This window comes from Variovorax sp. ZS18.2.2 (genome assembly GCF_024701975.1).
In the GTDB taxonomy this organism is placed as follows: Bacteria; Pseudomonadota; Gammaproteobacteria; order Burkholderiales; family Burkholderiaceae_C; genus Variovorax.
On sequence record NZ_JANLNM010000007.1, the window covers coordinates 273,543 to 299,874 of the forward strand.

Below are 26,332 nucleotides of genomic sequence, written 5' to 3' on the forward strand. Positions count from 1 at the left end.
GGGTAGCGAGTTACACGAAGCGAAGCGAAGTGAAAAGCCGGGGGGCACATGCTTGTCGCCGCGCGGACACCGAATCACAGCACGACCGTGCTAAAACTCGAAGCTCCGGAGACACACCGCGTCTGCGGTGAACCGATCAACACAGCGAGGCACGCATGGATTTGAGCTTCACGCCCGAAGAACAGAAGTTCCGCGAAGAGATTCGCGCATGGGTCAAGGACAACCTCCCCCAAGAGATTTCGCACAAGGTGCACAACGCGCTCGAACTCACGCGCGACGATCTGCAGAACTGGGCAAAGATCCTCGGCAAGAAGGGCTGGCTGGGCTACGGATGGCCCACCGAATTCGGCGGCCCCGGCTGGACCGCCATTCAGCGCCACCTCTTCGAGGAAGAAACAGCCCTCGCCGGCGCCCCGCGCATCGTGCCCTTCGGCCCCGTGATGGTCGCCCCGGTGATCATGGCCTTCGGCAACGCCGAGCAGCAGAAGCGCTTTCTCCCGGGCATCGCCAGCGGCGAAGTCTGGTGGAGCCAGGGCTACAGCGAACCCGGTTCGGGCTCCGACCTCGCCTCCGTCAAGACCAAGGCCGAGCGCAAGGGCGACAAGTACATCGTCAACGGCCAGAAGACCTGGACCACGCTCGGCCAGTACGGCGACTGGATGTTCAACCTCGTGCGCACCAGCAACGAAGGCAAGCCGCAGACCGGCATCAGCTTCCTGCTGCTCGACATGAAGTCGCCTGGCGTCACCGTGCGCCCGATCAAGCTGCTCGACGGCGGCCATGAAGTCAACGAAGTGTTCTTCGACAATGTCGAAGTGCCCGCCGAGAACCTCATCGGCGAAGAGAACAAGGGCTGGACCTACGCCAAGCACCTGCTCTCGCACGAGCGCACCAACATCGCCGACGTGAACCGCGCCAAGCGCGAACTCGAGCGCCTCAAGCGCATCGCCAAGAGCGAAGGCGTCTACGACGACACGCGCTTCCGCGACGAGATCGCCAAGCTCGAAGTCGACATCGTCGCGCTCGAGATGATGGTGCTGCGCGTGCTCTCGGCCGCGACCTCAGGCAAGAACTCGCTCGACGTCGCGGGCCTGCTCAAGATCCGCGGCAGCGAGATCCAGCAGCGCTACAGCGAACTGATGATGCTGGCCGGCGGCCCCTACGCGCTGCCGCTCATCCGCGAAGCGATGGAAGCCGGCTGGCAGGGCAACTTCCCGGGCGGCAACCCGGCGATCGCGCCGCTGTCGTCGACCTTCTTCAATATGCGCAAGACCACCATCTATGGCGGATCGAACGAAGTGCAACGCAACATCGTCGCGCAGACGGTCCTGGGCTGAGGAGACAAGAACATGGATTTCAATTTCACCGACGACCAGGAACAGCTGCGCGACGCCGTCCGCAAATGGGTCGACAAGGGCTATGACTTCGAGCGCCGCCGCGGCATCGAGGCCAAGGGCGGCTTCTCGCGCGAGGCGTGGGACGAACTGGCCGAGTTGGGCCTGGGTGGCCTCTACATCGCCGAAGACGACGGCGGCCTGGGCATGGGCCCGGTGGCCGGCATGGTCGTCATGGAAGAACTGGGCCGCGGCATCGTGCTGGAGCCCTTCGCGCAGACGCTGATCGCCGGCGCGGTGCTCGGCGGCTATGCCGACGCAGGCACCAAGGACAACTGGCTGCCGCGCATTGCCGGCGGCCAGGCGATCGTGGTGTTGGCCTACCAGGAGCGCAAGGCCCGCTACCGCCTCGACGTGTGCGAAGCCCATGCCGCAAAAGCCGGCGACGGCTGGTCCCTGACCGGCGCCAAGAGTGTGGTGCCCGTGGGCGACGAAGCCGATGCGTACCTCGTCCCGGCCAAGGTGGACGGCAAGATCGCCCTCTTCCTGGTCGAGCGCAGCGCCAGCGGCGTCGAGGCCCGCGGCTACGGCACGCAGGACGGTGGCCGCGCGGCCGAGGTCGTGTTCGACAAGGCCGACGCCACGCTGGTCACGGCCGATGGCCTGGCCGCGCTGGAATACGCGGTCGACGTCGGCATCGCCGCCACCTGCGCCGAAGCGGTCGGCGTGATGGACAAGACCGTCGCCCTCACCGTCGACTACATGAACCAGCGCAAACAGTTCGGCGTGACCATCTCCACCTTCCAGGCGCTGCGCCACCGCATCGCCGACATGAAGATGCAACTGGAACTCGCGCGCTCGATGAGCTACTACGCGACGCTCAAGCTCAACGCCCCGGCCGAAGAGCGGCGCCAGGCGCTGGCGCGCGCCAAGTACCAGCTGGGCACGTCGATGCGTTATGTGGCCGCGAACTCGGTGCAGCTGCACGGCGGCATCGGAGTGACCGACGAGTACATCGGCAGCCACTACTTCCGCAAGCTCACGCAGCTGGAGATGACCTTCGGGGACACGCTGCATCACTTGAGCGAAGTGTCAGCGCGCATGCAGGACACGGCTGGCGTCTTCGCCTGACAGCCGTTTTCTCATAGCATCCAACGCCCGCCCGCCTTGCGCCGGCGGGCGTTTTCACTTGGAACCCAGCCAGGACCGCTACATGCCATCCCGCCGCATCCTCCTTGCCCTCGGGCTCGTATCGACCGCCATGCTGACCGCCTGCGCCACCGCGCCAACGCCTTCGTACACCGAGCGCCCGCCGATCGTCTTCATGCACGGCAACGGCGATTCGGCGGCGCTGTGGCAGACCACGATCTGGCGCTTCGAGTCGAACGGCTGGCCGCGCGACCGGCTCTTTGCGGTCGACCAGCCGAACCCGGTCGCCCGTGACGACGACGCAGTCGCCCAGCCCGGCCGCAGTTCGACCAAGGATTCGGCCGTCTTCCTGAAGGCCGAGGTCGACAAGGTGCTCAAGGCGACGGGCGCGAGCAAGGTCGTGCTGATCGGCAACTCGCGCGGCGGCAACACGATCCGCAACTACGTGCAGAACGGCGGAGGTGCGGCGGTGGTGAGCCATGTGGTGCTGGGCGGCAACCCGGCGCACGGCATCTGGGCGGTGAAGGGCTTTCGCGAGAACAACGAGTTCTCGGGCCTCTCGGGCTTCATGCAGCAGCTCAATGCGCCCAAGGGTGCGAACGGCGACGAAGTCACGCCCGGCGTGAAGTGGCTCACCCTGCGCTCGGACAACAACGACAAGTACGCGCAGCCCGATGGCGTGTGGATCGGCGCGCCCGGCAAGCCGACGAACATCGGCTTCGACGGGCCGGCGCTCAAGGGCGCGACCAATGTCGTGATGCCGCGCGTCGATCACCGTGAGACCTCGTTCTCGCCCGCTGCGTTTGCCGCGACGTGGCAGTTCCTGACCGGCGAGGCGCCGCGCAGCACGGCGGTGGCGGTCGAGACGAACATCGTGCTCGACGGTCGCGCCATCGGCGCGGAGAACCTCTCGCTGAACGGCGCCCAGCTCCGCATCTACGCCGTCGATCCGGCCACGGGCGTGCGGCAGGGCGACGCGGTGCACAGCAAGAACATCGGCGCCGACGGCCGTTGGGGGCCTTTCAGCGCGCGCGGCGGCACGGCTTACGAGTTCGTCTTGAGCGCCCCCGGCTACGGCACCACCCACATCTACCGCAGCCCCTTCCCGCGCAGCAGCGGCGTCGTGAACCTGCGGCCCGAGCGCATCACGCCCGGCGATGGCAGCGCCAACGTGGTCGTGGTCTTCACGCGGCCGCGCGGGTACTTCGATGCAGAGCGCGACACCCTGCGCTTCGACGGGCAAAGCCTGCCGGCCGGCGTGCCGCCCAAGGGCTCGGGCGTGTCGAGCTCCAGGCTGCGCATCGCCGCGAGCGAGCAGCAGCGCGCGGTCGTCGGCGAATTCAATGGCGAACGCATCACCGGCCTGACGTGGCCGGCGGTGAAGGAGCATGTGACCGTGCTCGAGCTGACTTACTGAGGACAACGGACATGAGCGACATCAGTTCCCCTTTCGTGCTGAACACACGCGATGCGCGCGGCGTGGTCACGCTGACGCTGAACCGCCCGGCTTCGTTCAACGCGCTGTCGGAGGGCATGCTCGGCACGCTGGAAACAGCGCTGGGCAACATCGCGGCCGACGAGACCGTGCGCGCAGTCGTCATCGCGGCCGAGGGCAAGGCCTTCTGTGCGGGGCATGACCTGAAGGAAATGCGCGCGGAACCGTCGCTCGGCTACTACCAGCAGCTCTTCGAGCGTTGCGGCGCAATGATGCTGTCGATCCAGCGGCTGCCCGTGCCGGTGATCGCGCGCGTGCACGGCATCGCGACCGCTGCCGGGTGCCAGCTGGTCGCGGTGTGCGATCTGGCCGTGGCATCGAGCGAGGCGCGCTTTGCGGTCAGCGGGGTGAATGTGGGGCTGTTCTGCGCCACGCCGAGCGTCACGCTGTCGCGCAACCTCGGCCGCAAGGAAGCCTTCGAGATGCTGGTGACCGGTGAATTCATCAGTGCGCAGGAAGCGCGGGAGAAAGGGCTGGTCAATCGAGTGGCGGCGCCCGCCGAACTCGATGCGGCCGTCGAAGCCCTGGTCGCCAGCATCGTCGCCAAGCCCCGCAAGGCGCTGGCGCTCGGCAAGGCCCTCTTCTATCGTCAGCTGGAAACCGGCATCGAGGCCGCATTGGCCGACGCCAGCCAGACCATGGCCTGCAACATGATGGACGAGAGCGCGCTCGAAGGCGTTCAGGCGTTCATCGAAAAGCGCCCGCCGGACTGGAAACGCTGAGGCTAGACGTCGTGCAGCCGCGAGCTTTGCGGCAGGTGCGCCATGAGGAATTCCATCTGGTCCGCCAGGATGCGGCGGTTTCGCAGAATGAAATCTTCCCAGAGGCTGGGCACGTAAGGCGCATACAGCAGCGGCATGTTCGCCTGCTCGGGCGTGCGGCTGCTCTTGCGGTGGTTGCACGGCTTGCAGGCCGTGACCACGTTCATCCAGGTGTCGATGCCCTTCTGGGCAAAGGGAATGATGTGCTCGCGCGTGAGCTCGTCTTCGTGGAAATGCCCGCCGCAATAGGCGCAGACATTGCGGTCGCGCGAGAACAGCTTGCTGTTGGTCAGGCCCGGGCGCTGGGTGAAGGGATTGATGCGCGGCACGCCCTTGGTGCCGATGATGCTGTTGATCGCAATCTGCGACTGCTCGCCCGTGACGGCGTTGTGCCCGCCGCGGAACACCGCCACCTGCGCGCCCACTTCCCAGCGAACTTCGTCCGCCGCGTAGTGGATCACCGCCTGTTCGAGCGATATCCATGACTGGGGCAGCCCTTGGGCCGACAGCTTCAAGACCTTCACACACGCCTCCTCAAGAAAGTGAGAGAACACGGAAAGACCAGGGACACGGAGCGCATCGGAGACCCACGCCAAGCGACGCACTGCGTCACAATATACCGGCTTTGTGACAAATCGGCCTGATTCGCCCATTTGACGGGCGAAAGGCGCTATCAAAAAGATACTCACCAATGCAGGTTTTCCGCGGCTTCAGGCATCCGGGCGTCGCCCCGGCCTGCGCCCTCACGATCGGGAATTTCGACGGCGTGCACCGTGGCCATCAGGCCATGCTCGCGCTTTTGCAGACCGAGGCCCGCCAGCGCGGGCTGCCGAGCTGCGTGCTGACTTTCGAGCCGCACCCGCGCGACTATTTCGCTGCCCTGACCAAAAAGCCCGACCTGGCGCCCGCCCGCATCGGCACGCTGCGCGACAAGCTCAGCGAGCTCGCGGCCTGCGGCGTGGCGCAGACCATCGTGCTGCCGTTCGACGGCCGGCTCGCCTCCCAATCGCCCGAGGAATTCATCCAGAACGTGCTGGTCGACGGCCTGGGCGCGCGCTATGTGCTTGTGGGCGACGACTTCCGTTTCGGCGCCAAGCGGGCCGGCGACTACGCCATGCTGGATGCGGCAGGCGACAGGCGCGGCTTCGACGTGGCGCGCATGAACAGCTACGAGGTGCACGGCCTGCGAGTTTCCAGTTCGGCGGTGCGCGAAGCGCTGGCCGAAGGCCGCATGGCCGACGCCCAGACGCTGCTCGGCCGTCCGTACACGATTTCGGGCCACGTGGTCCACGGCCGCAAGCTCGGCCGCGCGCTGGGCGCCTCGGCGCCGGGCCAGGACGACGGCTTTCGCACCCTCAACCTGCGCTTCAAGCACTGGAAACCGGCCGCCAGCGGCATCTTCGCGGTGCTGGTACATGGCCTGGCCGACAAGCCGCTGCCGGGCGTCGCCAACCTCGGCGTGCGCCCCTCGCTGGACGCCAACGACGTCAACGCCGGCCGGGTGCTGCTGGAGACCCATTGCCTGGAGTGGCCCTCGCATCTGGGGTCCGAAGGGGCCTACGGTAAAATCGTCCGCGTGGAACTCCTGCACAAACTGCACGACGAATTGCGCTACACCAGCCTCGAGGCCCTCACTGCGGGCATCGCCAAGGATGGGCGCGACGCACGCGCGTTTTTCGCATCGACCCACGCCGAAACCCACCGCCAGACCACGCGCGACCGAATTTAGCCCTGCACGCCCCGTGCTGCCGCCCTTCGACAAGCTCAGGGCGAACGGCTATATCTTCCGCACCGACCGCTCAATGCAGTTCGGGCTGAGCCTGTCGAAGCCCCTCTGTTTCGCACTCCCAACATGTCTGACGCTGCTTCCCCCACCGACTACCGTTCCACGCTGAACCTGCCCGACACCCCCTTCCCGATGCGCGGCGACCTGCCCAAGCGCGAACCGGGCTGGGTGAAGGAATGGAACGACGAAGGCCGCTATCACCGCCTGCGGGACGCCCGCCACGGCGCGCCCAAGTTCATCCTGCACGACGGCCCCCCGTACGCCAACGGCCAGATCCACATGGGCCACGCGGTGAACAAGATCCTCAAGGACATGATCACCAAGGCGCGCCAGCTCGAAGGCTTCGACGCGCTCTACGTGCCCGGCTGGGACTGCCACGGCCTGCCGATCGAGAACGCCATCGAAAAGCAGTTCGGCCGCAACCTGAGCCGCGACGAGATGCAGGCCAAGAGCCGCGCCTTCGCCACCGAGCAGATCGCGCAGCAGATGGTCGATTTCCAGCGCCTGGGCGTGCTGGGCGAATGGGACCATCCCTACAAGACCATGGATTTCGCCAACGAAGCCGGCGAGCTGCGCGCGTTCAAGCGCGTGATCGAGCGCGGCTTTGTCTACCGGGGCCTGAAGCCCGTGTACTGGTGCTTCGACTGCGGCTCGTCGCTGGCTGAGTTCGAAATCGAATACGCCGACAAGAAGAGCCAGACCATCGACGTGGCCTTCAAGGCGCACGAGCGCGAGAAGGTGCTCAAGGCTTTCGGCACCGACCACACGATCCTGGGCGACATCTTCGCGGTGATCTGGACCACCACCGCGTGGACGATCCCGGCCAACCAGGCGATCAACCTCAACCCCGAGATCGAGTACTCGCTGGTCGATACCGAGCGCGGCCTGCTGATCCTGGCCAACTCGCTGGTCGAGATGTGCATGACGCGCTACGCGCTCGACGGCAAGGTACTGGCCACGGTGAAGGGCGAGGCGCTGGGCGGGCTCGAATTCGAGCATCCGCTGTACGACGTCGATGCTGGCTACAAGCGCCTGTCGCCCGTGTACCTGGCCGACTACGCCACCGCCACCGACGGCACCGGCCTCGTGCACTCCTCGCCCGCCTACGGCGTGGATGACTTCAACTCCTGCATCGCCCACGGCGTGGCGTACGACGACATCCTGAACCCGGTACAGGGCAACGGCAGCTACGCGCCCGACTTCCCGCTCTTCGGCGGCCAGAACATCTGGAAGGCCGTGCCGGTGATCATCGCCGCGCTGCGCGATGCCAACCGGCTGATGACCACCGAGACCATCACCCACAGCTACCCGCACTGCTGGCGCCACAAGACGCCGGTGATCTACCGCGCGGCCGCCCAGTGGTTCATCCGCATGGACGAGGGTGAAGGCGTGTTCACCAAGGACAAGGCGCCCAAGACGCTGCGCCAGACCGCGCTCGATGCCATCGAGCAAACCAGCTTCTACCCCGAGAACGGCAAGGCCCGCCTGCACGACATGATCGCCGGCCGGCCCGACTGGTGCATCAGCCGCCAGCGCAGCTGGGGCGTGCCGATCCCGTTCTTCCTGCACAAGGATTCGGGCGAGCTGCATCCGCGCACGATGGAAATCCTCGACCAGGCCGCCGACATCGTCGAGAAGGGCGGCATCGAGGCCTGGAGCCGCGTGACGACCGAGGAGATCCTGGGCGCCGAAGACGCGCCGAGCTACACCAAGAGCACCGACATCCTGGAGGTGTGGTTCGACTCGGGCTCGACCTTCTATCACGTGCTGCGCGGCACGCACCCGAACGTTCATCACGAAACAGGGCCCGAGGCCGACCTGTACCTCGAAGGCCATGACCAGCATCGCGGCTGGTTCCACTCGTCGCTCCTGATCGCCTGCGCGCTCGAAGACCGCGCGCCGTACCGCGGCCTGCTCACGCACGGTTTCACGGTCGATGCCAAGGGCATCAAGATGAGCAAGTCGCTCAAGAACGGCATCGACCCGCAGGAAATCAGCAGCAAGCTGGGCGCGGAAATCATCCGCCTCTGGGTGGCTGCAAGCGACTATTCGGGGGACATCGCGGGCGACGACAAGATCCTCGCGCGCGTGGTCGACTCGTACCGCCGCATCCGCAACACGCTTCGCTTCCTGATGGCCAACACCAGCGACTTCGACATCCAGAAGGATGCGGTGCCGCTCGACCAGCTGCTCGAGATCGACCGCTACGCGCTCGCGCGCGCCTCGCAGTTCCAGGCCGAAATCCTTGCGCACTACAAGGTGTACGAGTTCCACCCGGTGGTGTCCAAGCTGCAGATCTACTGCTCGGAAGACCTGGGCGGCTTCTACCTCGACATCCTGAAGGACCGCCTCTACACGAGCGCACCCGGCTCGCTCGCACGCCGCAGCGCGCAAACGGCGCTCTGGCACATCTCGCAAGCCATGCTGCGCTGGATGGCGCCGTTCCTGAGCTTCACGGCCGAGGAAGCGTGGAAGTTCGTGAGCACCGGCAAGCCGGGCGAATCGATCTTCGCGGAGACGTACTGCAAGTTCGATGCGCCCGACGAAGCATTGCTCGCCAAGTGGAGCCGCATACGCGAGATCCGCGACGTGGTGAACAAGGACATCGAAGCCGTGCGTGCCGAAGGCAAGGTCGGCTCGTCGCTGCAGGCCGACCTGCAGCTCACCGCGCCGGCCGACGACTTCGCGCTCCTGAGCACGCTGGGCGACGACCTGAAGTTCGTCTTCATCACCTCGGCCATCGCGCTGGCGGCGGGCGAAACGCTCGCGACCACCGTGGCGCCGAGCACCGCGCAGAAATGCGAGCGCTGCTGGCACTACCGCGAGGATGTGGGCCACGACCCGGCGCACCCGACGATCTGCGGCCGTTGCACGAGCAACCTGTTCGGCGCCGGCGAATCGCGGAGCTTTGCCTGATGGCCACGACACGCTCCGCATCGGCATCGCGTTCGCGCGGTGGCAGCCTGGGCATCTGGCCCTGGCTCGGGCTGGCGGTGATCATCGTGATCATCGACCAGTTCACCAAGACGCTGATCCTGGGCTACTACAAGCTCGGCGACGCGACCTACGTGACGAGCTTCTTCAACGTCGTGCGGGCGCACAACACGGGCGCGGCTTTCTCGTTCCTGGCCGATCACTCGGGCTGGCAGCGCTGGTTCTTCACGGCCATCGGCGTGGGCGCGGCGGTGTTCATCGTCTGGATGCTGAAGTCGCACGCGGGGCAGAAGCTCTTTTCGTTCGCAATGGCCTGCATCCTGGGCGGCGCGATCGGCAACGTGGTCGACCGGATGATGCACGGCTACGTCGTCGACTTCCTGAGCTTCCACGCGGGCAACTGGTACTTTCCGGCGTTCAATGCGGCGGACAGCGCGATCACGCTCGGGGCCATCTGCCTGATCGTGGACGAGATCCGGCGGGTTCGCCGGGGCAAATAGCGCCAGTCAAGCAAGTAACTCAAGGGCCTTCGGGCCCTTTTTCTTTGGCCGCTGCGCCCTCGCCGGCAGGCCGAGGGTTTCTCCCCGCTTTCAGGCGATGTCATGATGAAGTCATACTGCCGCGGTCCAATGTAATCGATTACATGAACACCGCACGATGAGCATCCAAGCCGTAGCCGCCAAAGCCAAGGTCTCCGTGGCCACCGTGTCGCGAGCCTTCAATTTCCCCGACAAGGTCACGCCCGCCACGCGCGAACTGGTGGAGCGGGTGGCGCGCGAATTGCACTACGTGCCCAACGCCAGCGCGCGCACCTTGCGCACCCAGCGCAGCCGTGCGCTGGGCGTCGTGCTGCCCACGCTGCTGAACCCGACCTTCGCCGAGTGCCTGCAGGGCATCGCGCGTGCCGCCGTCGCAGGCGGCTACGCGATCCTTCCCGTCACCACGGGCTACCGGCTCGACGAGGAAGAGCGGGCGGTCCAACTGCTGCTCGCCGGCAATGTCGACGGGCTGATCCTCGTGGTCTCCAACCCGTCCACCTCGAAGGCACTCGCACGGCTTCGCACCACCGGCACGCCCTATGTGCTCGCCTACAACCGGCACGCGGACCATCCGTGCGTCACCGTCGACAGCGAAGCCGCCGTGGCCGACGCGGTCGCGCGCCTCGTGCTGCTCGGCCACCGCCGCATCGCGATGGTCAGCGGCACGCTCGCCGCCTCCGACCGCGCGCAGCAACGCTTGCGCGGCTACCGGAAAGGCATGGCCGATGCAGGGCTCAAGGCGCCGCCGCTGATCGAGGTGCCCTTCGTCGAAAGCGCCGTCGATGCGCTCGCCAACGTGCTGCAGGCCGACAACCGCCCCACCGCGCTCGTCTGCTCGAACGACCTGCTCGCCATCCGCAGCATCCGCGCCGCGCACCTGGGCGAGCTCTCGGTGCCCGACGACCTCAGCGTGATCGGCTTCGACGGCATCGCGCTCGGCGAAGACCTCACGCCCGCCCTCACCACCATCGCGCAGCCCAACAGCGACATCGGCCGCCACAGCGTCGAGTTGCTGATCCAGGCGATGGCCGGCGGCACCACGCTGCAGGCCGACGCGAGCCTGCTGCTGCCCCACACCTTCCGCGACGGCGAGTCGTGCGCATCCGCGTGCGACGTTGCCGCCGGTTGATTTCTCCTCACCACACCTCGTCCATCCAAGGAGCTTCTTCATGTCCCTCCGCCTTTCGAGCATCTCCCGCATCGCCCGCCTCGGGCTGATCGCCGCCACCTTCGTTGCCGCCGGCAGCGTCATGGCCCAGACCGCCATTTGCTACAACTGCCCGACCGAATGGGCCGACTGGGGCACGCAGCTCAAGGCCATCAAGGCCAGGACCGGCGTCACCGTACCGCCCGACAACAAGAACTCGGGCCAGTCGCTCGCGCAGATGTCGGCAGAGAAGGCGAGCCCCGTCGCCGACGTCACCTACCTCGGCGTGACCTTCGCGGTGCAGGCCGCCAAGGACGGCCTGATCGAACCCTACAAGCCCGCGGAATGGAAAGACATTCCCGATGGCCTGAAGGACCCGGCCGGCAACTGGTTCACCATCCACTCGGGCACGCTCGGTTTCATGGTCAACGTCGATGCGCTCAAGGGCAAGCCGATCCCGAAGTCGTGGGCCGACCTGCTCAAGCCCGAATACAAGGGCCTGATCGGTTATCTCGACCCCGCCTCGGCCTTCGTCGGCTACGTGGGCGCGGTGGCGGTCAACCAGGCGCGCGGCGGCACGCTGGACAACTTCACGCCGGGCATCGACTACTTCAAGGCGCTGCAGAAGAACGAGCCCATCGTGCCGAAGCAGACCTCGTACGCGCGCGTGCTGTCGGGCGAGATCGCGATCCTGCTGGACTACGACTTCAACGCCTACCGCGCGAAGTACAAGGACAAGGCCAACGTCGCCTTCGTCATCCCGAGCGAAGGCACGCTGGTCGTTCCTTATGTGATGAGCCTGGTCGCCAAGGCGCCGCATGCGGCCGACGCGAAAAAAGTGCTCGACTTCACGCTGTCCGACGAAGGTCAGGCGATCTGGGCCAAGGCGTACCTGCGCCCGGTGCGCGCGAACGCGATGCCCAAGGAGATCGAGGCGCAGTTCCTGCCCGCGAGCGAATACGCGCGTGCCAAGAGCGTGGACTACGGTCGCATGGCCGAAGCGCAGCGCGCGTTCTCCGACCGCTACCTCAAAGAGGTGCGCTGAGTCCGCATCGAGATGAAGCCCGCCAACGCCTGGAACCCACGCTGGCGGCTGCTCGCCTGCGTGGCCCCCGCAGCCGCCTTCTTCACGGCCTTCTGGCTGCTGCCGGTGGTGCGCCTGCTCGCACTGCCGGCAGAGAAAGGCTGGGCCACTTACCTCGCGGTGCTGACCGACTCGCGCTACCTGCAGAGCATGGCCAACACCGTCGTGCTGTCGGTGGCGGTGACGCTGGCGACGCTGGTGCTCGGCGCGGCGGTGGGCATCTATCTCGCGCGCCATGCCTTCATCGGCAAGCGCGTGCTGCTGTCGCTGCTCACGCTGCCGCTCTCGTTTCCGGGCGTGATCATCGGCTTTTTCGTGATCCTGCTCGGCGGGCGGCAAGGGCTGGTGGCCGATGTCAGCGACAGCCTGATCGGTGAGCGCATCACCTTCGCCTACGGCCTGCTCGGCCTCTTTCTCGCGTACCTGTATTTCTCGTTGCCGCGTGCCATCGCCACCTATGCCGCGGCCGCCGAAGCGATGAACATGCAGCTCGAGGAAGCCGCCCGCTCGCTCGGCGCCTCGCGGCTTCGTGTGGCGCGCGACGTGTGGATGCCCGAGCTCGCGCCCACCACGCTGGCCTGCGGCGCGATCCTGTTCGCGACCTCGATGGGCGCCTTCGGCACGGCCTTCACGCTGGCCAGCAAGTTCGAGGTGATCCCGATCACCATCTACAACGAGTTCACCAACTACGCCAATTTCGCGCTCGCCGCGTCGTTGTCGATTGCGCTGGGCCTCGTGACCTGGCTGGTGCTGTTCGTCGCGCGGCGCTTCGGGGCCAACCCGGTCGCGCGCTGAAAGGGAGCCCGAATGCGTACGACATCGCAACCCCGCGCACCTTTCCTCCTGGCCATCACCGTGCTGGTGAGCCTCTTCATGATCGCGCCGATGCTGCTGTCGGTCATGGCAGGGCTGGTCAACAACTACAGCGCGGGCCTCAAGAGCGGCCTCACGCTGCGCTGGCTCGGCGAGGTGTGGGAGAACTACGGCGGCACCGTCGGCTGGTCGATCGGGCTGGCCGTCGCTTGCGTGATCAGCACCGTGCTGCTCGGCGTGCCTTGCGCGTATGCATTGGCGCGCAGCCGCTCGCGCGCGGCGCGCATCTTCGAGGAACTGCTGACGCTGCCCGTCGCCGTGCCGGGCCTCGCGACCGCCCTGGCGCTCATCCTCGCCTACGGCCAGCTCACGGCCTTCCGCACGAGCTTCGCCTTCATCCTCGTGGGCCACATCATCTTCACGCTGCCCTTCATGGTGCGCACCGTGAGCTCGGCGTTCCAGCGCGACGACCTGCTCGCGCTCGAAGAGGCCGCGCGCTCGCTGGGCGCCAACTTCCGCCAGCGCTTCATGGGCATCCTCGTGCCGGCCGTGTTCCCGGCCATCGTGGCCGGCAGCCTGATGGTGTTCACGCTCTCTGTGGGCGAATTCAACCTCACCTGGATGCTGCACACGCCGCTCACCCGTACGCTGCCCGTGGGGCTGGCCGACAGCTACGCCTCGATGCGCATCGAGGTCGGATCGGCCTACACGCTGGTCTTCTTCGCAGTGATCCTTCCCGTGCTGTGGGGCCTGCAGTACCTTGCCAATTTGATGCAGAAACGCCATGGAACTTGAACGCATCCCCATCGACATCGCGAACTGCGCGAAGACCTACGCCGACGGCACGCGCGGCCTGCAAGCCACCGACCTGCACGTCGAGGCCGGCGAGGTGCTCGCACTGCTTGGCCCCTCGGGCTGCGGCAAGACGACGTTGCTGCGCCTGATCGCGGGGCTGGAAGCGCCCGATGCGGGCAGCCGCATCGTCTTCGGCGACCAGGACGTGACGCAGCGCCCGGTCGAGCACCGCGGCGTGGGCATGGTGTTCCAGAGCTACGCGCTGTTTCCGCAGATGACGGTGGCGGCCAATATCGGCTATGGCCTCCGCATCCGCGGTGTGTCGCCCGATGAAGAGAAGCGCGCCGTGGGCGAACTGGTCGACCTCGTGCGCCTGAACGGACTGGAGAACAAGCGCCCCGCCGAACTCTCCGGTGGCCAGCGCCAGCGCGTGGCCCTCGCGCGCGCCGTGGCCGTGCGCCCGCGCGTGCTGCTGCTGGACGAACCGCTGGCGGCACTCGACGCCAAGCTCAAGGAGTCGCTGCGCGACGAACTCGCCGAGCTGCTGCGCCGCCTGCACATCACCGCCATCCACGTGACGCACGACCAGCAGGAGGCGCTCGCCATCGCCGACCGCCTCGCCGTAATGCGTGCCGGCCGCATCGTGCAGGTGGGCCGCGGCGAAGACCTGTACCGCGCGCCCGCGCACCCCTTCGTCGCGGAGTTTCTCGGCAGGGTCAACCGGCTGGAGCGCGCGCCCGAGGCCATCGCGCAAGGCGTTGTCCGACTCGGCGGAAGCACCCTGCCTTGCCCGCCCGCGTGGCGGAGCCATGCGATGCTGTTGGTGCGCCCCGAAGACGTCGAAGTGAGCGCACCCCGGCCCGACTGGGGCGCCGCCACCGTCGAGCGCCGCACCTTCCTCGGCGACCGCGTGCAGCTTCAGCTGCGCGTGCAAGACCAGCCCCTGCTGGTGGCCGACGTGGGACGCGACAACCCCTTCGGTCCGGGCGATCCGGTGGGCCTTCGCGTCCACCCCGATCGCCTGATGACGTCGCAGGAGCCCAGTGCATGACGACAACAGCAACGCAAGACACTTTTCTGGTCCAGCTGACCGACCTCCATATCCGTGAGCCGGGCCGGTTGGCCTATGGCCGCATCGACACCGCGCCGTATCTCCAGCAAGCCGTGCAGTCAGTGCTCGCCCTGCCGCAGCAGCCCGATGCCGTCGTGATCACTGGCGACCTGACCGACTTCGGCCGCGCCGCCGAATACGAACACCTCGCGCGCCTGCTGGCGCCGCTCACCATGCCGGTCTACCTGATGCCCGGCAACCACGACGACCGCGACCAGTTGCGTCGGAGCTTTCCCGGCCATGCGTATCTCGGCAGCGGCGACGACACGGACGGCTTCATCCAGTACGCGGTGCGCGTCGGCGCGCTGCGGCTGCTGACGCTCGACACCTGCGTGCCCGGCGCGAGCCACGGCACGCTGTGCGAAAAGCGCCTGGGCTGGCTCGAAGCCCAGCTCGACGCCTGCCGCGGCGAACCCGTCGTGGTCGCGATGCACCACCCGCCCTTCACGACACTGATCGGCCACATGGACGATATCGGCCTGCTGCAAGGCGCCGACGCGCTCGAAGCGCTGATCGCGCGCCACCCCTATGTCGAGCGCGTGATCTGCGGTCACCTGCACCGCGCCATCGATGTGCGTTTCGGCGGCACCGTCGCGTCGACTTCACCGGCACCGGCGCACCAGGTCTGCCTCGACCTGGCGCCCGGCGCGGCCTCGGCCTGGACGCTGGAGCCACCCGCTTTCCGCGTGCATGCCTGGTCGCCTCGCAGCGGCCGCCTCGTCACCCATCTGGCGGCCTCCGGCCGCTTCGAAGGCCCTTTCCCCTTCCACGACAACGGAGCGCTGATCGACTGAGTTGCCACTTGTGGAAAATGGGGTCGAAACGAACCAAAACGAAAAGGACAGAACCCGACACCCATGAAGCATCTCCTGAATCTGCTCGCGGCCGTCGCACTGCTGGTGTGGGGCACCCATCTGGTTCGCACCGGGGTGCTGCGCGTGTTCGGCGCCAACCTGCGCAAGATCCTCGTGCAGAGCATGCGCAATCGTTTCACGGCCGCCCTCTCGGGCATCGGCGTGACGGCGCTGGTGCAGTCGAGCACCGCCACCTCACTCATGACCTCGTCCTTCGTCGGGCAGGGCCTGGTCACGCTGCCGGCGGCGCTGGCGGTGATGCGGGGAGCCGACGTGGGCACGGCGCTGATCTCGGTGCTGTTCTCGGCGGACCTGTCATGGCTCTCGCCGATGTTCATCTTCGTGGGGGTGGTGCTGTTCATCACGCGCTCGGCCACCGTGGCGGGCCGCGTGGGGCGGGTGCTGATCGGCCTGGGGTTGATGCTGCTGGCGCTGCAGCTGGTGGTGGAAGCCACCGAGCCTCTGTTTTCCTCGCCCGCCGTGCGCGCACTGCTAGCGTCGCTCAACAGCGACGTGCTGCTGGAGATCACCATCGGTTCGGTGCTGGCGATCGTGGCCTATTCGAGCCTCGCGGTGGTGCTGCTGGTGGCGGCCATGGCCACGTCGAACGTGGTGCCGCTGGACGTGGCGCTCGGCCTCGTGCTCGGCGCCAACCTCGGCAGCGGCCTGCTCGCGGTGCTGACCACGGCCAAGTCGGCGGTGTCGGTGCGGCAGGTCACGGTCGGCAACCTGCTCTTCAAGGCGCTGGGCGTGGCGGTCGTCGCGCCCTTCATCGGCCTGTGGATCCGCTACGTGCAGCCCGAGCTGCCGAACCAGACGCACGGCGTGGTGCTGTTCCACCTGGCCTTCAACGTCGTGATCAGCATCGGCTTCATCGGCCTCACGCAATGGGTTGCGAAGCTGGTGACGCGGATGTTGCCCGTGCCGCAGCAGCCCGCCGGCACCAGCCGACCGCACCACCTCGATCCGTCGGCGCTTTCCACGCCGTCGCTCGCGATTTCGAATGCGGCACGCGAAGCGCTGCATCAGGCCGACATCGTGGAGACCATGCTGATCGGCGTGCTCGACGTGATCCGCAACAACGACACGCGGCTGTCGCAGGAGCTGCGGCAGCTGGACGACACGGTGGACGAGCTGTACTCGGCCATCAAGTACTACATGACGCGCATCTCGCGCGAGGCGCTGGGCGAAGAGGAAAGCCGGCGCTGGACGGACATCATCAGCTTCACGATCAACATGGAGCAGATCGGCGACATCATCGAGCGGGTGATCATCGATGTGGAAGACAAGAAGATCAAACCGCAGCGCAATTTCTCGGAGGCCGGGATGGCGGAGATCGTCGAGCTGCATGGGCGGCTTGTGGCCAACCTGCGGCTGAGCATGAGCGTGTTCCTGAACGGGAATGTGCGGGATGCGCAGAAGCTTCTTGAAGAGAAGGCGCGGTTCCGCGACTTGGAGCGGGCCTATGCGACGACTCATCTGGACCGGTTGTCGGACCGGACCACTCTCAGCATCGAGACGAGTTCGCTGCACATCGACCTGATCAGCGATTTGAAGCGGATCAATTCGCACATCTGCTCCATTGCCTATCCGATCCTGGAGTCGGCTGGGGCTCTGGCGCCCAGCCGGCTGCGCGAATCGCGGCTTGGGAAGATCGAGAGCTAGTCTTCTTGGAGCCTGAGGCCGGGCCTCACCCGGCGGGCTGACCCGCTTGCGCGCGCTAGATCTCCCACAGGGACTGGTAGTTCGTGATCGGGCGCTCGAACTGCACGCCAATGGCTACGAATTCAGATGCCAGGGCCAGCATCGGCGCCAAGGTTTCCATTTGCTTCGCATCATCGAGCGTTGCCCAGACGCTGATGTTGACCATGGTGTTCGAAGCTGGGTCGGCGCCCGCCCAGAAATGAAGGCGGCCTTGCAACGCCTTGATGGCAGGAACCAGCGATGCCTGTGCCTGCTCCAGCCTGTCGCGAACCGTCGCGTAGTTTTCGGCCGGGAAAGCGCCGCGGGAAAGTCTCAACACGGGTAATTGCATGTGAACATCTCCTGCATGTTTGAACCGTTGGCACAACCCGGCAACCGGTTAAATCGTATTCGAATTGGGTCAGGATTTGGGCCCACTTTTGGGCGCGCTGCCCGCGCAAGCCACCCGCCGGAGGGAGGCCCGGGCTCGACAAAACCTACTCGGCTGTCTTCAAGACCGCAGTGCCAACCCGTCCCCGCCGCGCATACCGCTGGGCCAGCACAGCGCAAACCATCAGCTGCATCTGGTGAAACAGCATCAAGGGCAACACGATGGCCCCCACAGCGTGCGAGGGAAACAGCACTTTCGCCATAGGAATCCCACTGGCCAGGCTCTTCTTGGAGCCGCAAAAGACGATGGTGATCTCGTCCTCCCTGTCGAATCCCAGCTTGCGCGCCATCAGCGTCGTCAGGGCCAACGCAAGCCCCAGCACCACCGCGCAGGCCACGAGCAAGCCGACCAGCGCGTGCGCAGGCACCTGCCGCCAAAGCCCCTCGATCACGGCCGCACTGAACGCCGTGTAGACGACCAGCAGGATCGACCCCTGGTCCACGAACTTCAGCACCGCCGCACGACGCTGGATCCATTTGCCGATCCACGGCCTCAGCAGATGCCCCACCAGGAACGGCACCATCAACTGCAGCAGGATGCGCCCGATCGACCCCAGCGACGAACTCGCATGACCGCCGTTCGGCAGCACCACGAGATTGACCAGCACCGGCGTGATGAACACCCCCAGCAGCGTCGACGCCGACGCACTGCAGATCGCCGCCGGCAGGTTCCCCCGCGCCATCGCCGTGAACGCAATCGCCGACTGCACCGTGGCAGGAAGCACGCAGAGGTACAGCACCCCGGTGTAGAGCTCGGGCGTCATCAACGGCAGCAGCAACGGCTTGAGCGCCAGCCCCAGCAGCGGAAACAGCACGAAGGTGCTGCCGAACACCAGCAGGTGCAGCCTCCAGTGCGTGATGCCGTTCATGATCGCCTCGCGCGACAGCTTGGCGCCGTGCAGGAAGAACAGAAGGCCGATGGCGACGGTCGTCACCCGTTCGAAGATGTGCGCTACATCGCCGCTCGCGGGCAGCAGGCTGGCCAAGGTGACGACAGAGAGAAGCGCGAACGTGAAGTTGTCAGGAAGAAAGCGGGAGCGGGACATGACGGGAAAAGCGCGCCCCACGACGCGACCCGTGCGGCAAACAGCAGATTCAGCAGATGGATGAGTGATTTCCGCGCATGAATCTCGTCGCCAATTTGCGGAGCCCGGCGCGTGCTCCTCGCGCCCTGTAGAGAGTGATTTTCGGCGAAGACCCGCATCGCCTGCCGGCCGGCGCCCGAATGCCCCGCCTCAGTGTGCAGTCGGCGAGCTGAACCGCTCCTGACGGCGGCGCTGGCAGTAGTCGATCAGGTCGTCGATCTCGGTGGCCTTGTCGAACACGGCGTCGGCGCCCAGGTGCGCGCACTTGCGCCGGATCTCGGGCGTCGCGTAGTTGCTGAGCACCACGATCTTCTGCGCCGGGTTGCGTTGGCGGCAGGCCTCGAGCACCCGGAAACCGGTGCCGTCCTTCAGGAACAGATCGACGATGGCCAGGTCCCACAGCGCCGGGTTGCGCGTGAGCCAGTTCGAACCTTCGGCCTCCGTCTCGGCCTCGCCGACCGGATCGACACGGGCCACCTCGCGCAGCGTGCCCACCAGGCTCTCGCGGATGGTGGGGTTGTCTTCGACGATGAAGGTGCGAATGTTCATGACCGGCTTGCCTCCTTGCTTAGGGCACAGCCTACAAAGTGCACTCGTCACAAGTCGAAGGCATGACACCCCACCGCGGGTAGGACAAGACTGGCTGCACGGCCGCGCTCACTATCCAACCCCGAGTTTCAGAGCGTGAGGATCGTGCAGCCCGTGGTCTTGCGCGCTTCCAGGTCGCGGTGCGCCTGCTGCACGTCGGCCAGGGCGTAGCGCTGGTCGATCGGGATCTTCACCGCGCCGCTCGCGACCACCGCGAACAGATCATCCGCCATCGCCTGCGTGGCTTCGCGCGTGGCGATGTGGGTAAAGAGCGTGGGCCGCGTCACGTAGAGCGAGCCCTTGGAGGCCAGCGTGCCCAGGCTGATCGGCGGCACCGGGCCCGAGCCGTTGCCGAAGATCGCGAGCAGGCCGAAGGGGCGCAGGCACTCGATGGAGCCCTCGTAGGTGTCCTTGCCCACCGAGTCGTACACCGCCTTCACGCCCTTGCCGCCGGTGATCTCCTTCACGCGGGCCGCGAAGTTCTCGGTGCTGTAGTTGATGGCATGCGCCGCGCCGTGGTCGAGCGCGAGCTTGCACTTGGCGTCGCTGCCGGCGGTGCCGATCAGCTGCAGGCCCAGTGCCTTGGCCCACTGGCAGGCGATGAGGCCGACACCGCCGGCCGCCGCGTGGAACAGGATGAAGTCGCCGGGCTGCAGGCCTTCGGCGGGCAGCGTCTTCTTGAGCAGGTACTGCGTGGTCAGGCCCTTGAGCATCATGGCTGCGCCGGTCTCGAAGGAGATGGCGTCAGGCAGCTTGCAGACGGTCTTGGCCGGCATGACGCGCGCCTCGCAGTAAGCGCCGGGCGGCTGGCTCGCATAGGCGGCGCGGTCGCCTGCCTTCAGGTGCACGACGCCCTCGCCCACCGCCTCGACCACGCCCGAGGCCTCCATGCCGAGCTGCAACGGCATCTGGAACGGATAGAGCCCGCTGCGCTGGTAGGTGTCGATGAAGTTCAGGCCCACGGCCTTGTGGCGGATGCGGATCTCGCCGGGGCCGGGGTCGCCGACTTCCACGTCGACGATCTTCAGTTCTTCGGGGCCGCCATGGCGGTCGATACGGACAGCTTTGCTCATAGAGTGATTCTCGGAAAGGAGGGTGGAGCGGACAGTAGCGAAAAAACCGGCCCGGGTCTCAGGCAGGGATTTTCAGCGCGTCGTTCAGAAAATCGCGGTACCGGTCGGCCAGGTCGGCGTTCGTCTGCGCCAGCACGAGGTGGAGGAAATCGATGGTGTTCTCCAATGTGAGCCAGTCGTTGTTCAGGATGACCGTGGTCAGTTGCCGCAGGACCTCGCCCTCGATGCCGAGCGCGGGCAGATCGCTCTGCTGAAGCTGCGCGATCGCGATCTTGATGTTCGTCTCGAACACGAACTGGGCACAGGCCTGGCGCCCGGTGGCATCCGCCACCGGCGAATATTTCCCGAGAAAGAAGCAGGCCCCTTCGGCTGCGGTGAACAGCAGTTGCAGATGGCTCACGATCGGCGGCAAGCCCAGCGCCGCGTAGTGGGCGATGGAGTCGTTGCCGCCCGTCTCGTGCATCCCCTCGGCCGCATACAGGATCTGGCCGACCGCGGCGTTGCGCACGCTGCCGCTGCAGACCATCGCGTAGCTGAACCACCAGTCGTGAAATGGCGCCTCGATCGGGCACGCATTCAGGAAGGCGACCGTGCCTTCGAGGTTGCGCTTCCTGAAGACCGAATAGAACAACAGGTTGTAGCCACCCCAGCAGTTGTGGTTCTCGACCAGCCGCTCGACAGGCGAGGCCTGGTCGAGCTGCGGTGACGTCTGGGGCACCGTCAGGATGGACCCGCCCTTGTTGACGATGTACGAGGTGTAGGCGGCAGAGACGCCGGGGTCTTGCCGCAGGATCTCGTGCGCGCGCACCATGTAGTCGTCCGAGATGTAGTCGTCGTCGGCATGGAACATCAGGATTCCGGAGGCCGACTTTCCGAACAGGTCCAGCAGGTTCATCTGCCCGGAGATGCGCTGCGGCCGGCAATGGATGTCGATCAGCTCGGGGCTCCATTCGGCCAGGCGCCAGAGGAATTCGTGCTTCTGCGGGTTCTGGCTGTTGTCGCCGATGATCAGGCGCATGCGCCCTTCGCTGCCCGCCACCAGGGCCGCCAGCCCGGCCAGCACGCGGCGGGCCTTCGCGTCGTTGCGGTAGGTGGGGACCAGGATGGTCAGCGCGTCGGAAGTCATCTGCGTGATCGTGCCACGTTTGGCGCCGGCCGAAGCATGCCCGCGATGCCCGTTAGAGTCGGCGTCCATGCAGACACAGCGCCTCACGCCCCTCACCGTTTTCCTGCTGATCGTGCCGCCGCTGCTGTGGGCCAGCAATGCCGTCGTTGGCCGGCTGGTGCGCGAGCTGGTGTCGCCGCTGACGCTGAACTTCGTGCGCTGGGTGATCGCGTTCGTGCTGCTGCTGCCGTTCGCGGCATCGGTGCTGCGCAGCGACAGCCCGCTCTGGGCGCACTGGAAGCGCTACGCCGTGCTCGGCCTCCTGGGCATCGGCCTGTACAACGCCTTCCAGTACCTCGCGCTGCAGACCTCCACGCCGATCAACGTCACGCTGGTGGGCTCCAGCCTGCCGCTGTGGATGCTCGCCACAGGCACGCTCTTCTTCGGCGCGCGCGTCAGCGGGCGCGAGATCGCGGGTGCGCTGTTGTCGATGCTCGGCGTGCTGCTGGTGCTGAGCCGCGGCGAGTGGCGGCAGTTGCTCGGGCTGCGGCTGGTGCCGGGCGACCTGTACATGATCGCCGGCACCATCGCCTGGGCTTTCTACAGTTGGTTGCTGGCACGCACGCATGAGCCGAAGCAGGTGCGTCAGGACTGGGCCGCCTTCCTGATGGCGCAGCTGGTGTTCGGCCTCGCGTGGTCGGGCGCGCTGGCTGCCGGCGAGTGGACGCTGACCGATGCCCACATCGACCTCGGCTGGCCGCTCGTCGCCGCGATGGCGTTCATCGGCATCGGCCCCGCGGTGGTGGCTTATCGCTGCTGGGGCACCGGCGTGCAGCGCGCGGGGCCGCAGGCGGCGAGCATCTTCATGAACCTCACGCCGCTGTTCGCGGCGTTGCTGTCGGCGGCGTTCCTGCGCGAGGCGCCGCACTGGTATCACGGTGCGGCGTTTGTGCTGATCGTGGCCGGCATCGCGGTGGCGTCGCGGCCCCGAACCAGCGCTTGACCGCACTGCCGGCATGCCGCGCTCGCCGCAGCATCAAGCGGCGGGTTCGATGAACAGATGGCTCAGGCTCGGCTGCGATAGCAACCAGACCGGCGCGTTCTCGCGCTCCACGATGCGCCAGACGAATCCGGGCCGGCTGAAAAGATCACCGCCTGCAGCCACGAGCGCCGGGATATCCATCGATTCGAGGAATGCCGCCGTGTTGTATTCCTGGTGCGAGAAGGCACCTATCTTGCGCCGCACCGCTGCATCGTCCATGAGAAAGGAGAGATGCCACCCGGCCCCGCGGATGATGCACGCAGGTACGGCGCCACGACTCACCTCATAGCGCAGGCGATCCGGCGTGGTGGTTGCCAGCCGCGCACCCGTGGCGGCCACCCCCCAGACAGCCACGGCTTCCGGCCCCTCGACGTTGCAGTAATTGGCATAGAAGTAATACATGTCGAGCACGAACCCGTAGGTGTCGAGCGTGCGCTCGTCGCGCATGCGCTTCACCACGGTGGCACGGGGTATCTCGTCCACGTCGCACATCAGGATCAGATCATCGGGCCCGGCGTCGTGCAGACCTCTCAGCACCGCATTGCGCTGGAAAGTCTCGCGCGACCACGCGTCGCCTTCGAGCGGGAGATCGTCGACGACCACGTGCCGGATTCTCGGCAGGAAACGCGCAATGCGCGGATCGCTCGGGTCGAAGCTCACCGGCTTTTCGAGCCCGCTGAAAGTGCGAGTTCCCTCGACGATCACAAACCAATCGACGACCTCGTCTAGCTCGTGCAGCCGGATCGCCAGCACATCGGCCTCACCGTTGTAAAGAGCGCAGTCGTACACCCTGCGCGGCGCGGCATCCGGTGCCACGGGCTCGGGCGCGAACTCGATGCGGTAGCCATTGCGCTCGAACATCTGCAGGATGTCGCGCTCGCCATACCAGGCATCGAGCTGCGACAGCGGAATCAGCGAACGCAGCGTGAGCGGCGAAAGGCTCGCCAGTTGCCGCACCTTCGCGTGATGCCCGAACAGCAGCATCGCGTTGTAGCCGTGGTGCAGCTGCGGCCCCGCGTGTTCGATGGAGAAGCTGCGCGCCATTTCCAGCGGCGCAAAGCGCATGCCGACCGCTTCGAGCGCGGGACGCAACACGCCGCTGAGCTGCACGTCCTCGAGCAGCGCGTTGTGCTGCCAGTGCATCTTCAGCGGATCGCCTTCCACCGCATCGGGCGGCGGAATCTCGACGCGGATGTGCGGGTGGTCGACCAGCGCCCGCATGAAGCGCCGGCTGCGCAGGCTGAAGCCGCCGTTCTGGATTGGCGTGACGACGTGGCCGGGCTTCTGCAATTCATCGGCCCACTCGAAGCGGTTGCGCCAGTATGTGCCTTCCGGCGTGTCGATCTTCGCGAGATGGATCGGTGCGCCGATGTAGTCGAAGTCCAGGAATTCGTCGCGCCAGTTGTCCGCATTGACGACCCAGCCGTCTTCCTGCACCACCAGCGCGAATTCGGTCTGCACCACGCGCCAGAGCGCGAACATCATGAACCAGCCGTACTCGTGGTAGTTCAGCGACGCGATCGGCACATGCGCAATGCCCGGTGCCAGGTTGGCGGGCGCCTGCGGGCTGCACAGCAGCGCACGCGCACCGGGCATTTGTGCCTGGCTGTGCTGCAGCGCCATCGCCGCGCCGCGCGCGTCGGGCAGCCCGGTGACCGACACCAGCGTTATTTTTTTGAAAGACCTGTTGTTGTTGCTCACGATGCGCCTCCCTTCGCCCGTGAGCCCGCTCAGTACGTGCCGGGGTAGGCGCCGCCGTCGGCCAGCACGTTCTGGCCGGTCATGTAGCCGGCCTGCAGACTGCAGAGAAACGCGCAGATGGCGCCGAACTCGGCCGGTGTGCCGAAGCGCTTGGCGGGAATGTTCTTCTTGCGGGCTTCCCACACGGTGTCGAAGTCCTGGCCGGTCTTCTGCGCCGCGCCGGCCATCGTGCCCTTGAGGCGATCGGTGTCGAAGGAACCGGGCAGCAGGTTGTTGATGGTCACGCCCTGTGCCGCGATGGCCGTGCGCGCCACGCCGGCCACGAAGCCGGTGAGGCCGCTGCGCGCGCCGTTCGAGAGGCCGAGGATGTCGATGGGCGACTTCACCGAGCTCGAGGTGATGTTCACGATGCGGCCGAAGCCACGCTTGGCCATCCCATCGACCGTCGCCTTGATGAGCTCGATCGGCGTGAGCATGTTCGCGTCGACCGCCTTGATCCAGGCCTCGCGGTCCCAGTTGCGGAAGTCGCCGGGCGGCGGGCCACCGGCATTGGTGACGACGATGTCGAAGTCATGGCCCAGCGCGAACACGGCCGCGCGGCCGGCTTCGGTGGTGATGTCGGCCGCCACGTGCTTGACGAACGGAGCGCCCGATGCGCTTGCCGCTTCAGCCAGCTTCTTCGCAGCCGCTTCCAGCACCTCGGCGCCGCGCGCCACGATCACCACGTTGACGCCTTCGCGCACCAGCGCCTCGGCGCAGCCGTAGCCCAGCCCCTTGCTCGCGCCGCACACCAGCGCGGTCTTGCCCGCAATGCCCAGATCCATGTTTGTTGCTCCTAACGTGCAGGGGCTTCGCGCCCCTTGCGTGTGAAAACGAAGATGCCCGCAATCACGAGCACCGTGCCGGCCGCGATCCATGCGGTGAACGGCTCATCGAGTATGACCACCCCCATGAGGATGGTCGACAGTGGCCCGATCATGCCGGTTTGCGCCGCCACCGCGGGGCCGATGCGCTCGATGGCCATCATGACCATCAGGACAGGCACCGCCGTGCACACCGTGGCGTTGAGCACCGACAGCCAGATGACCTCGGGCGCGAGCTGCATTGCCACACTGATGGGCCGCGTGAGCACGAACTGCAGGATGCACAGCACGCAAGCCACCGTGGTGGCCAGGCCCACGAGCCGCAGCGACCCGAGCCGCTTGACGAACTCGCCGCTGTAGACGAGGTAGCCCGCGTAGCTCACCGCGCTCAGGAACACGAGGAACGCGCCCCAGGCCGCCGCGCCGCCGCCCTTGCCGCCGCCACCAGTCCAGAGCTCGTGGCCGAACACCAGCAGCACACCGGCATAGCTCACGACCATGCCCAGCACCTGCGGGCGCGTGGCGCGCCGCCGGTACAGCAGCCAGCCGAACAGCAGCACCAGCGTGGGGTTGAGATACAGGATCAGCCGCTCGAAGCTGGCCGAGATGTAGGCCAGCCCCGCGAAGTCGAGAAAGCTCGCGAGGTAGTAGCCCGAGAAGCCCAGGCCAACCACACCGAGCCAGTCTCGAAAGGTGAGCGCCGGCTTGCCGCGCCCCGCCCACCAAGCCATCACCGCGAACAGCGGCAGCGCAAAGAGCATGCGCAGCATGATGAGCGTGATGGCGTCGACGCCGTAGCGGTAGGCCAGCTTGACGATGATCGCCTTGCCGCTGAACGCGATGGCGCCCAGCGAGGCGAGGATGAGGCCGGGCGCAATGCTCTTTGCGCCGTCTGGGGAAGAAAGGGGGATGCCGGTCTGTGCGGCGGTCTTGGTCATCC

General features: G+C 66.5%; 24 protein-coding genes. 15 read left to right on the top strand and 9 right to left on the bottom strand.

Annotated elements, in window-relative coordinates; translation table 11 throughout:
• Positions 1–155: 155 nt before the first annotated feature.
• From NU688_RS24990 to NU688_RS25005, 4 genes are all read left to right on the top strand, one after another.
• On the top strand, positions 156–1,337 hold the full coding sequence (locus NU688_RS24990) for an acyl-CoA dehydrogenase family protein (protein ID WP_257863516.1): 1,182 nt from the start codon (positions 156–158) through the stop codon (positions 1,335–1,337).
• 12 nt (positions 1,338–1,349) lie between these two features.
• Positions 1,350–2,465, top strand: a complete 1,116-nt coding sequence (locus NU688_RS24995; protein WP_257863517.1) for an acyl-CoA dehydrogenase family protein — start codon at positions 1,350–1,352, stop codon at positions 2,463–2,465.
• An 82-nt stretch (positions 2,466–2,547) separates the two neighbouring features.
• Positions 2,548–3,900, top strand: coding sequence for an alpha/beta fold hydrolase (locus tag NU688_RS25000; protein ID WP_257863518.1), 1,353 nt, complete (start codon positions 2,548–2,550; stop codon positions 3,898–3,900).
• Between the two features lie 11 nt (positions 3,901–3,911).
• Positions 3,912–4,700 (top strand): enoyl-CoA hydratase, encoded by a 789-nt coding sequence (locus tag NU688_RS25005; protein ID WP_257863519.1) that lies wholly within the window; start codon positions 3,912–3,914, stop codon positions 4,698–4,700.
• A 2-nt stretch (positions 4,701–4,702) separates the two neighbouring features.
• Here the strand turns inward: NU688_RS25005 and NU688_RS25010 are convergent, their stop codons facing one another.
• Entirely contained in the window at positions 4,703–5,263 is a 561-nt protein-coding gene (locus NU688_RS25010) for an HNH endonuclease (protein WP_257863520.1), read from the bottom strand.
• Between the two features lie 167 nt (positions 5,264–5,430).
• Between NU688_RS25010 and NU688_RS25015 the strand changes: the two genes are divergently transcribed.
• The 10 genes from NU688_RS25015 (at position 5,431) to NU688_RS25060 (ending at position 17,467) form a co-directional block, all read left to right on the top strand.
• Complete coding sequence (locus NU688_RS25015; protein ID WP_257863521.1) at positions 5,431–6,468, top strand: bifunctional riboflavin kinase/FAD synthetase; 1,038 nt, start codon at positions 5,431–5,433, stop codon at positions 6,466–6,468.
• 123 nt (positions 6,469–6,591) lie between these two features.
• Positions 6,592–9,441: an isoleucine--tRNA ligase gene (gene ileS / locus NU688_RS25020; protein ID WP_257863522.1), complete on the top strand. Its 2,850-nt coding sequence runs from the start codon at positions 6,592–6,594 to the stop codon at positions 9,439–9,441.
• Positions 9,441–9,959: a signal peptidase II gene (gene lspA, locus NU688_RS25025; protein WP_257863523.1), complete on the top strand. Its 519-nt coding sequence runs from the start codon at positions 9,441–9,443 to the stop codon at positions 9,957–9,959. Before ileS ends, lspA begins: the two co-directional genes overlap by 1 nt.
• A gap of 157 nt (positions 9,960–10,116) precedes the next feature.
• Positions 10,117–11,127 (top strand): LacI family DNA-binding transcriptional regulator, encoded by a 1,011-nt coding sequence (locus NU688_RS25030; protein ID WP_257863524.1) that lies wholly within the window; start codon positions 10,117–10,119, stop codon positions 11,125–11,127.
• Between the two features lie 40 nt (positions 11,128–11,167).
• Positions 11,168–12,190 carry an ABC transporter substrate-binding protein gene (locus NU688_RS25035; protein ID WP_257863525.1) on the top strand — a complete coding sequence of 341 codons (1,023 nt, stop codon included), beginning with the start codon at positions 11,168–11,170 and terminating at the stop codon, positions 12,188–12,190.
• 12 nt (positions 12,191–12,202) lie between these two features.
• Complete coding sequence (locus NU688_RS25040; RefSeq protein WP_257863526.1) at positions 12,203–13,024, top strand: iron ABC transporter permease; 822 nt, start codon at positions 12,203–12,205, stop codon at positions 13,022–13,024.
• 12 nt (positions 13,025–13,036) lie between these two features.
• On the top strand, positions 13,037–13,837 hold the full coding sequence (locus NU688_RS25045; RefSeq protein WP_257863527.1) for an ABC transporter permease: 801 nt from the start codon (positions 13,037–13,039) through the stop codon (positions 13,835–13,837).
• Positions 13,827–14,888, top strand: coding sequence for an ABC transporter ATP-binding protein (locus NU688_RS25050; RefSeq protein WP_257863528.1), 1,062 nt, complete (start codon positions 13,827–13,829; stop codon positions 14,886–14,888). The genes NU688_RS25045 and NU688_RS25050 overlap by 11 nt, the downstream gene beginning before the upstream one ends.
• The gene (locus NU688_RS25055) at positions 14,885–15,742 is read left to right on the top strand and encodes a phosphodiesterase (protein WP_257863529.1); all 858 of its coding nucleotides are present in this window, start codon (positions 14,885–14,887) and stop codon (positions 15,740–15,742) included. Before NU688_RS25050 ends, NU688_RS25055 begins: the two co-directional genes overlap by 4 nt.
• A 63-nt stretch (positions 15,743–15,805) precedes the next feature.
• Complete coding sequence (locus tag NU688_RS25060) at positions 15,806–17,467, top strand: Na/Pi cotransporter family protein (RefSeq protein WP_257863530.1); 1,662 nt, start codon at positions 15,806–15,808, stop codon at positions 17,465–17,467.
• A 55-nt stretch (positions 17,468–17,522) separates the two neighbouring features.
• Here the strand turns inward: NU688_RS25060 and NU688_RS25065 are convergent, their stop codons facing one another.
• The 5 genes from NU688_RS25065 to NU688_RS25085 all read right to left on the bottom strand — a co-directional run bounded on the left by NU688_RS25065 (position 17,523) and on the right by NU688_RS25085 (position 21,876).
• Entirely contained in the window at positions 17,523–17,837 is a 315-nt protein-coding gene (locus tag NU688_RS25065; RefSeq protein ID WP_257863531.1) for a hypothetical protein, read from the bottom strand.
• Between the two features lie 145 nt (positions 17,838–17,982).
• Positions 17,983–18,981 carry a bile acid:sodium symporter family protein gene (locus tag NU688_RS25070; RefSeq protein WP_257863533.1) on the bottom strand — a complete coding sequence of 333 codons (999 nt, stop codon included), beginning with the start codon at positions 18,979–18,981 and terminating at the stop codon, positions 17,983–17,985.
• 189 nt (positions 18,982–19,170) lie between these two features.
• Positions 19,171–19,569, bottom strand: coding sequence for a response regulator (locus NU688_RS25075; RefSeq protein WP_257863534.1), 399 nt, complete (start codon positions 19,567–19,569; stop codon positions 19,171–19,173).
• Positions 19,570–19,697: 128 nt separating this feature from the next.
• Positions 19,698–20,681, bottom strand: a complete 984-nt coding sequence (locus NU688_RS25080; RefSeq protein ID WP_257863535.1) for a quinone oxidoreductase — start codon at positions 20,679–20,681, stop codon at positions 19,698–19,700.
• A 58-nt stretch (positions 20,682–20,739) separates the two neighbouring features.
• On the bottom strand, positions 20,740–21,876 hold the full coding sequence (locus NU688_RS25085; RefSeq protein ID WP_257863536.1) for a hypothetical protein: 1,137 nt from the start codon (positions 21,874–21,876) through the stop codon (positions 20,740–20,742).
• Here NU688_RS25085 and NU688_RS25090 point away from each other — a divergent pair.
• The gene (locus NU688_RS25090) at positions 21,875–22,789 is read left to right on the top strand and encodes a DMT family transporter (RefSeq protein ID WP_257863537.1); all 915 of its coding nucleotides are present in this window, start codon (positions 21,875–21,877) and stop codon (positions 22,787–22,789) included. The two genes, NU688_RS25085 and NU688_RS25090, sit on opposite strands and share 2 nt — an antisense overlap.
• Before the next feature lie 33 nt (positions 22,790–22,822).
• Here the strand turns inward: NU688_RS25090 and NU688_RS25095 are convergent, their stop codons facing one another.
• The 3 genes from NU688_RS25095 to NU688_RS25105 are packed head-to-tail and all read right to left on the bottom strand — an operon-like array spanning position 22,823 to position 26,330.
• Positions 22,823–24,529, bottom strand: coding sequence for a DUF5672 family protein (locus tag NU688_RS25095; protein ID WP_257863538.1), 1,707 nt, complete (start codon positions 24,527–24,529; stop codon positions 22,823–22,825).
• 29 nt (positions 24,530–24,558) lie between these two features.
• Entirely contained in the window at positions 24,559–25,353 is a 795-nt protein-coding gene (locus NU688_RS25100) for an SDR family oxidoreductase (RefSeq protein WP_257863539.1), read from the bottom strand.
• 11 nt (positions 25,354–25,364) lie between these two features.
• Positions 25,365–26,330 carry a DMT family transporter gene (locus NU688_RS25105; RefSeq protein WP_257863540.1) on the bottom strand — a complete coding sequence of 322 codons (966 nt, stop codon included), beginning with the start codon at positions 26,328–26,330 and terminating at the stop codon, positions 25,365–25,367.
• Positions 26,331–26,332 lie beyond the last annotated feature (2 nt).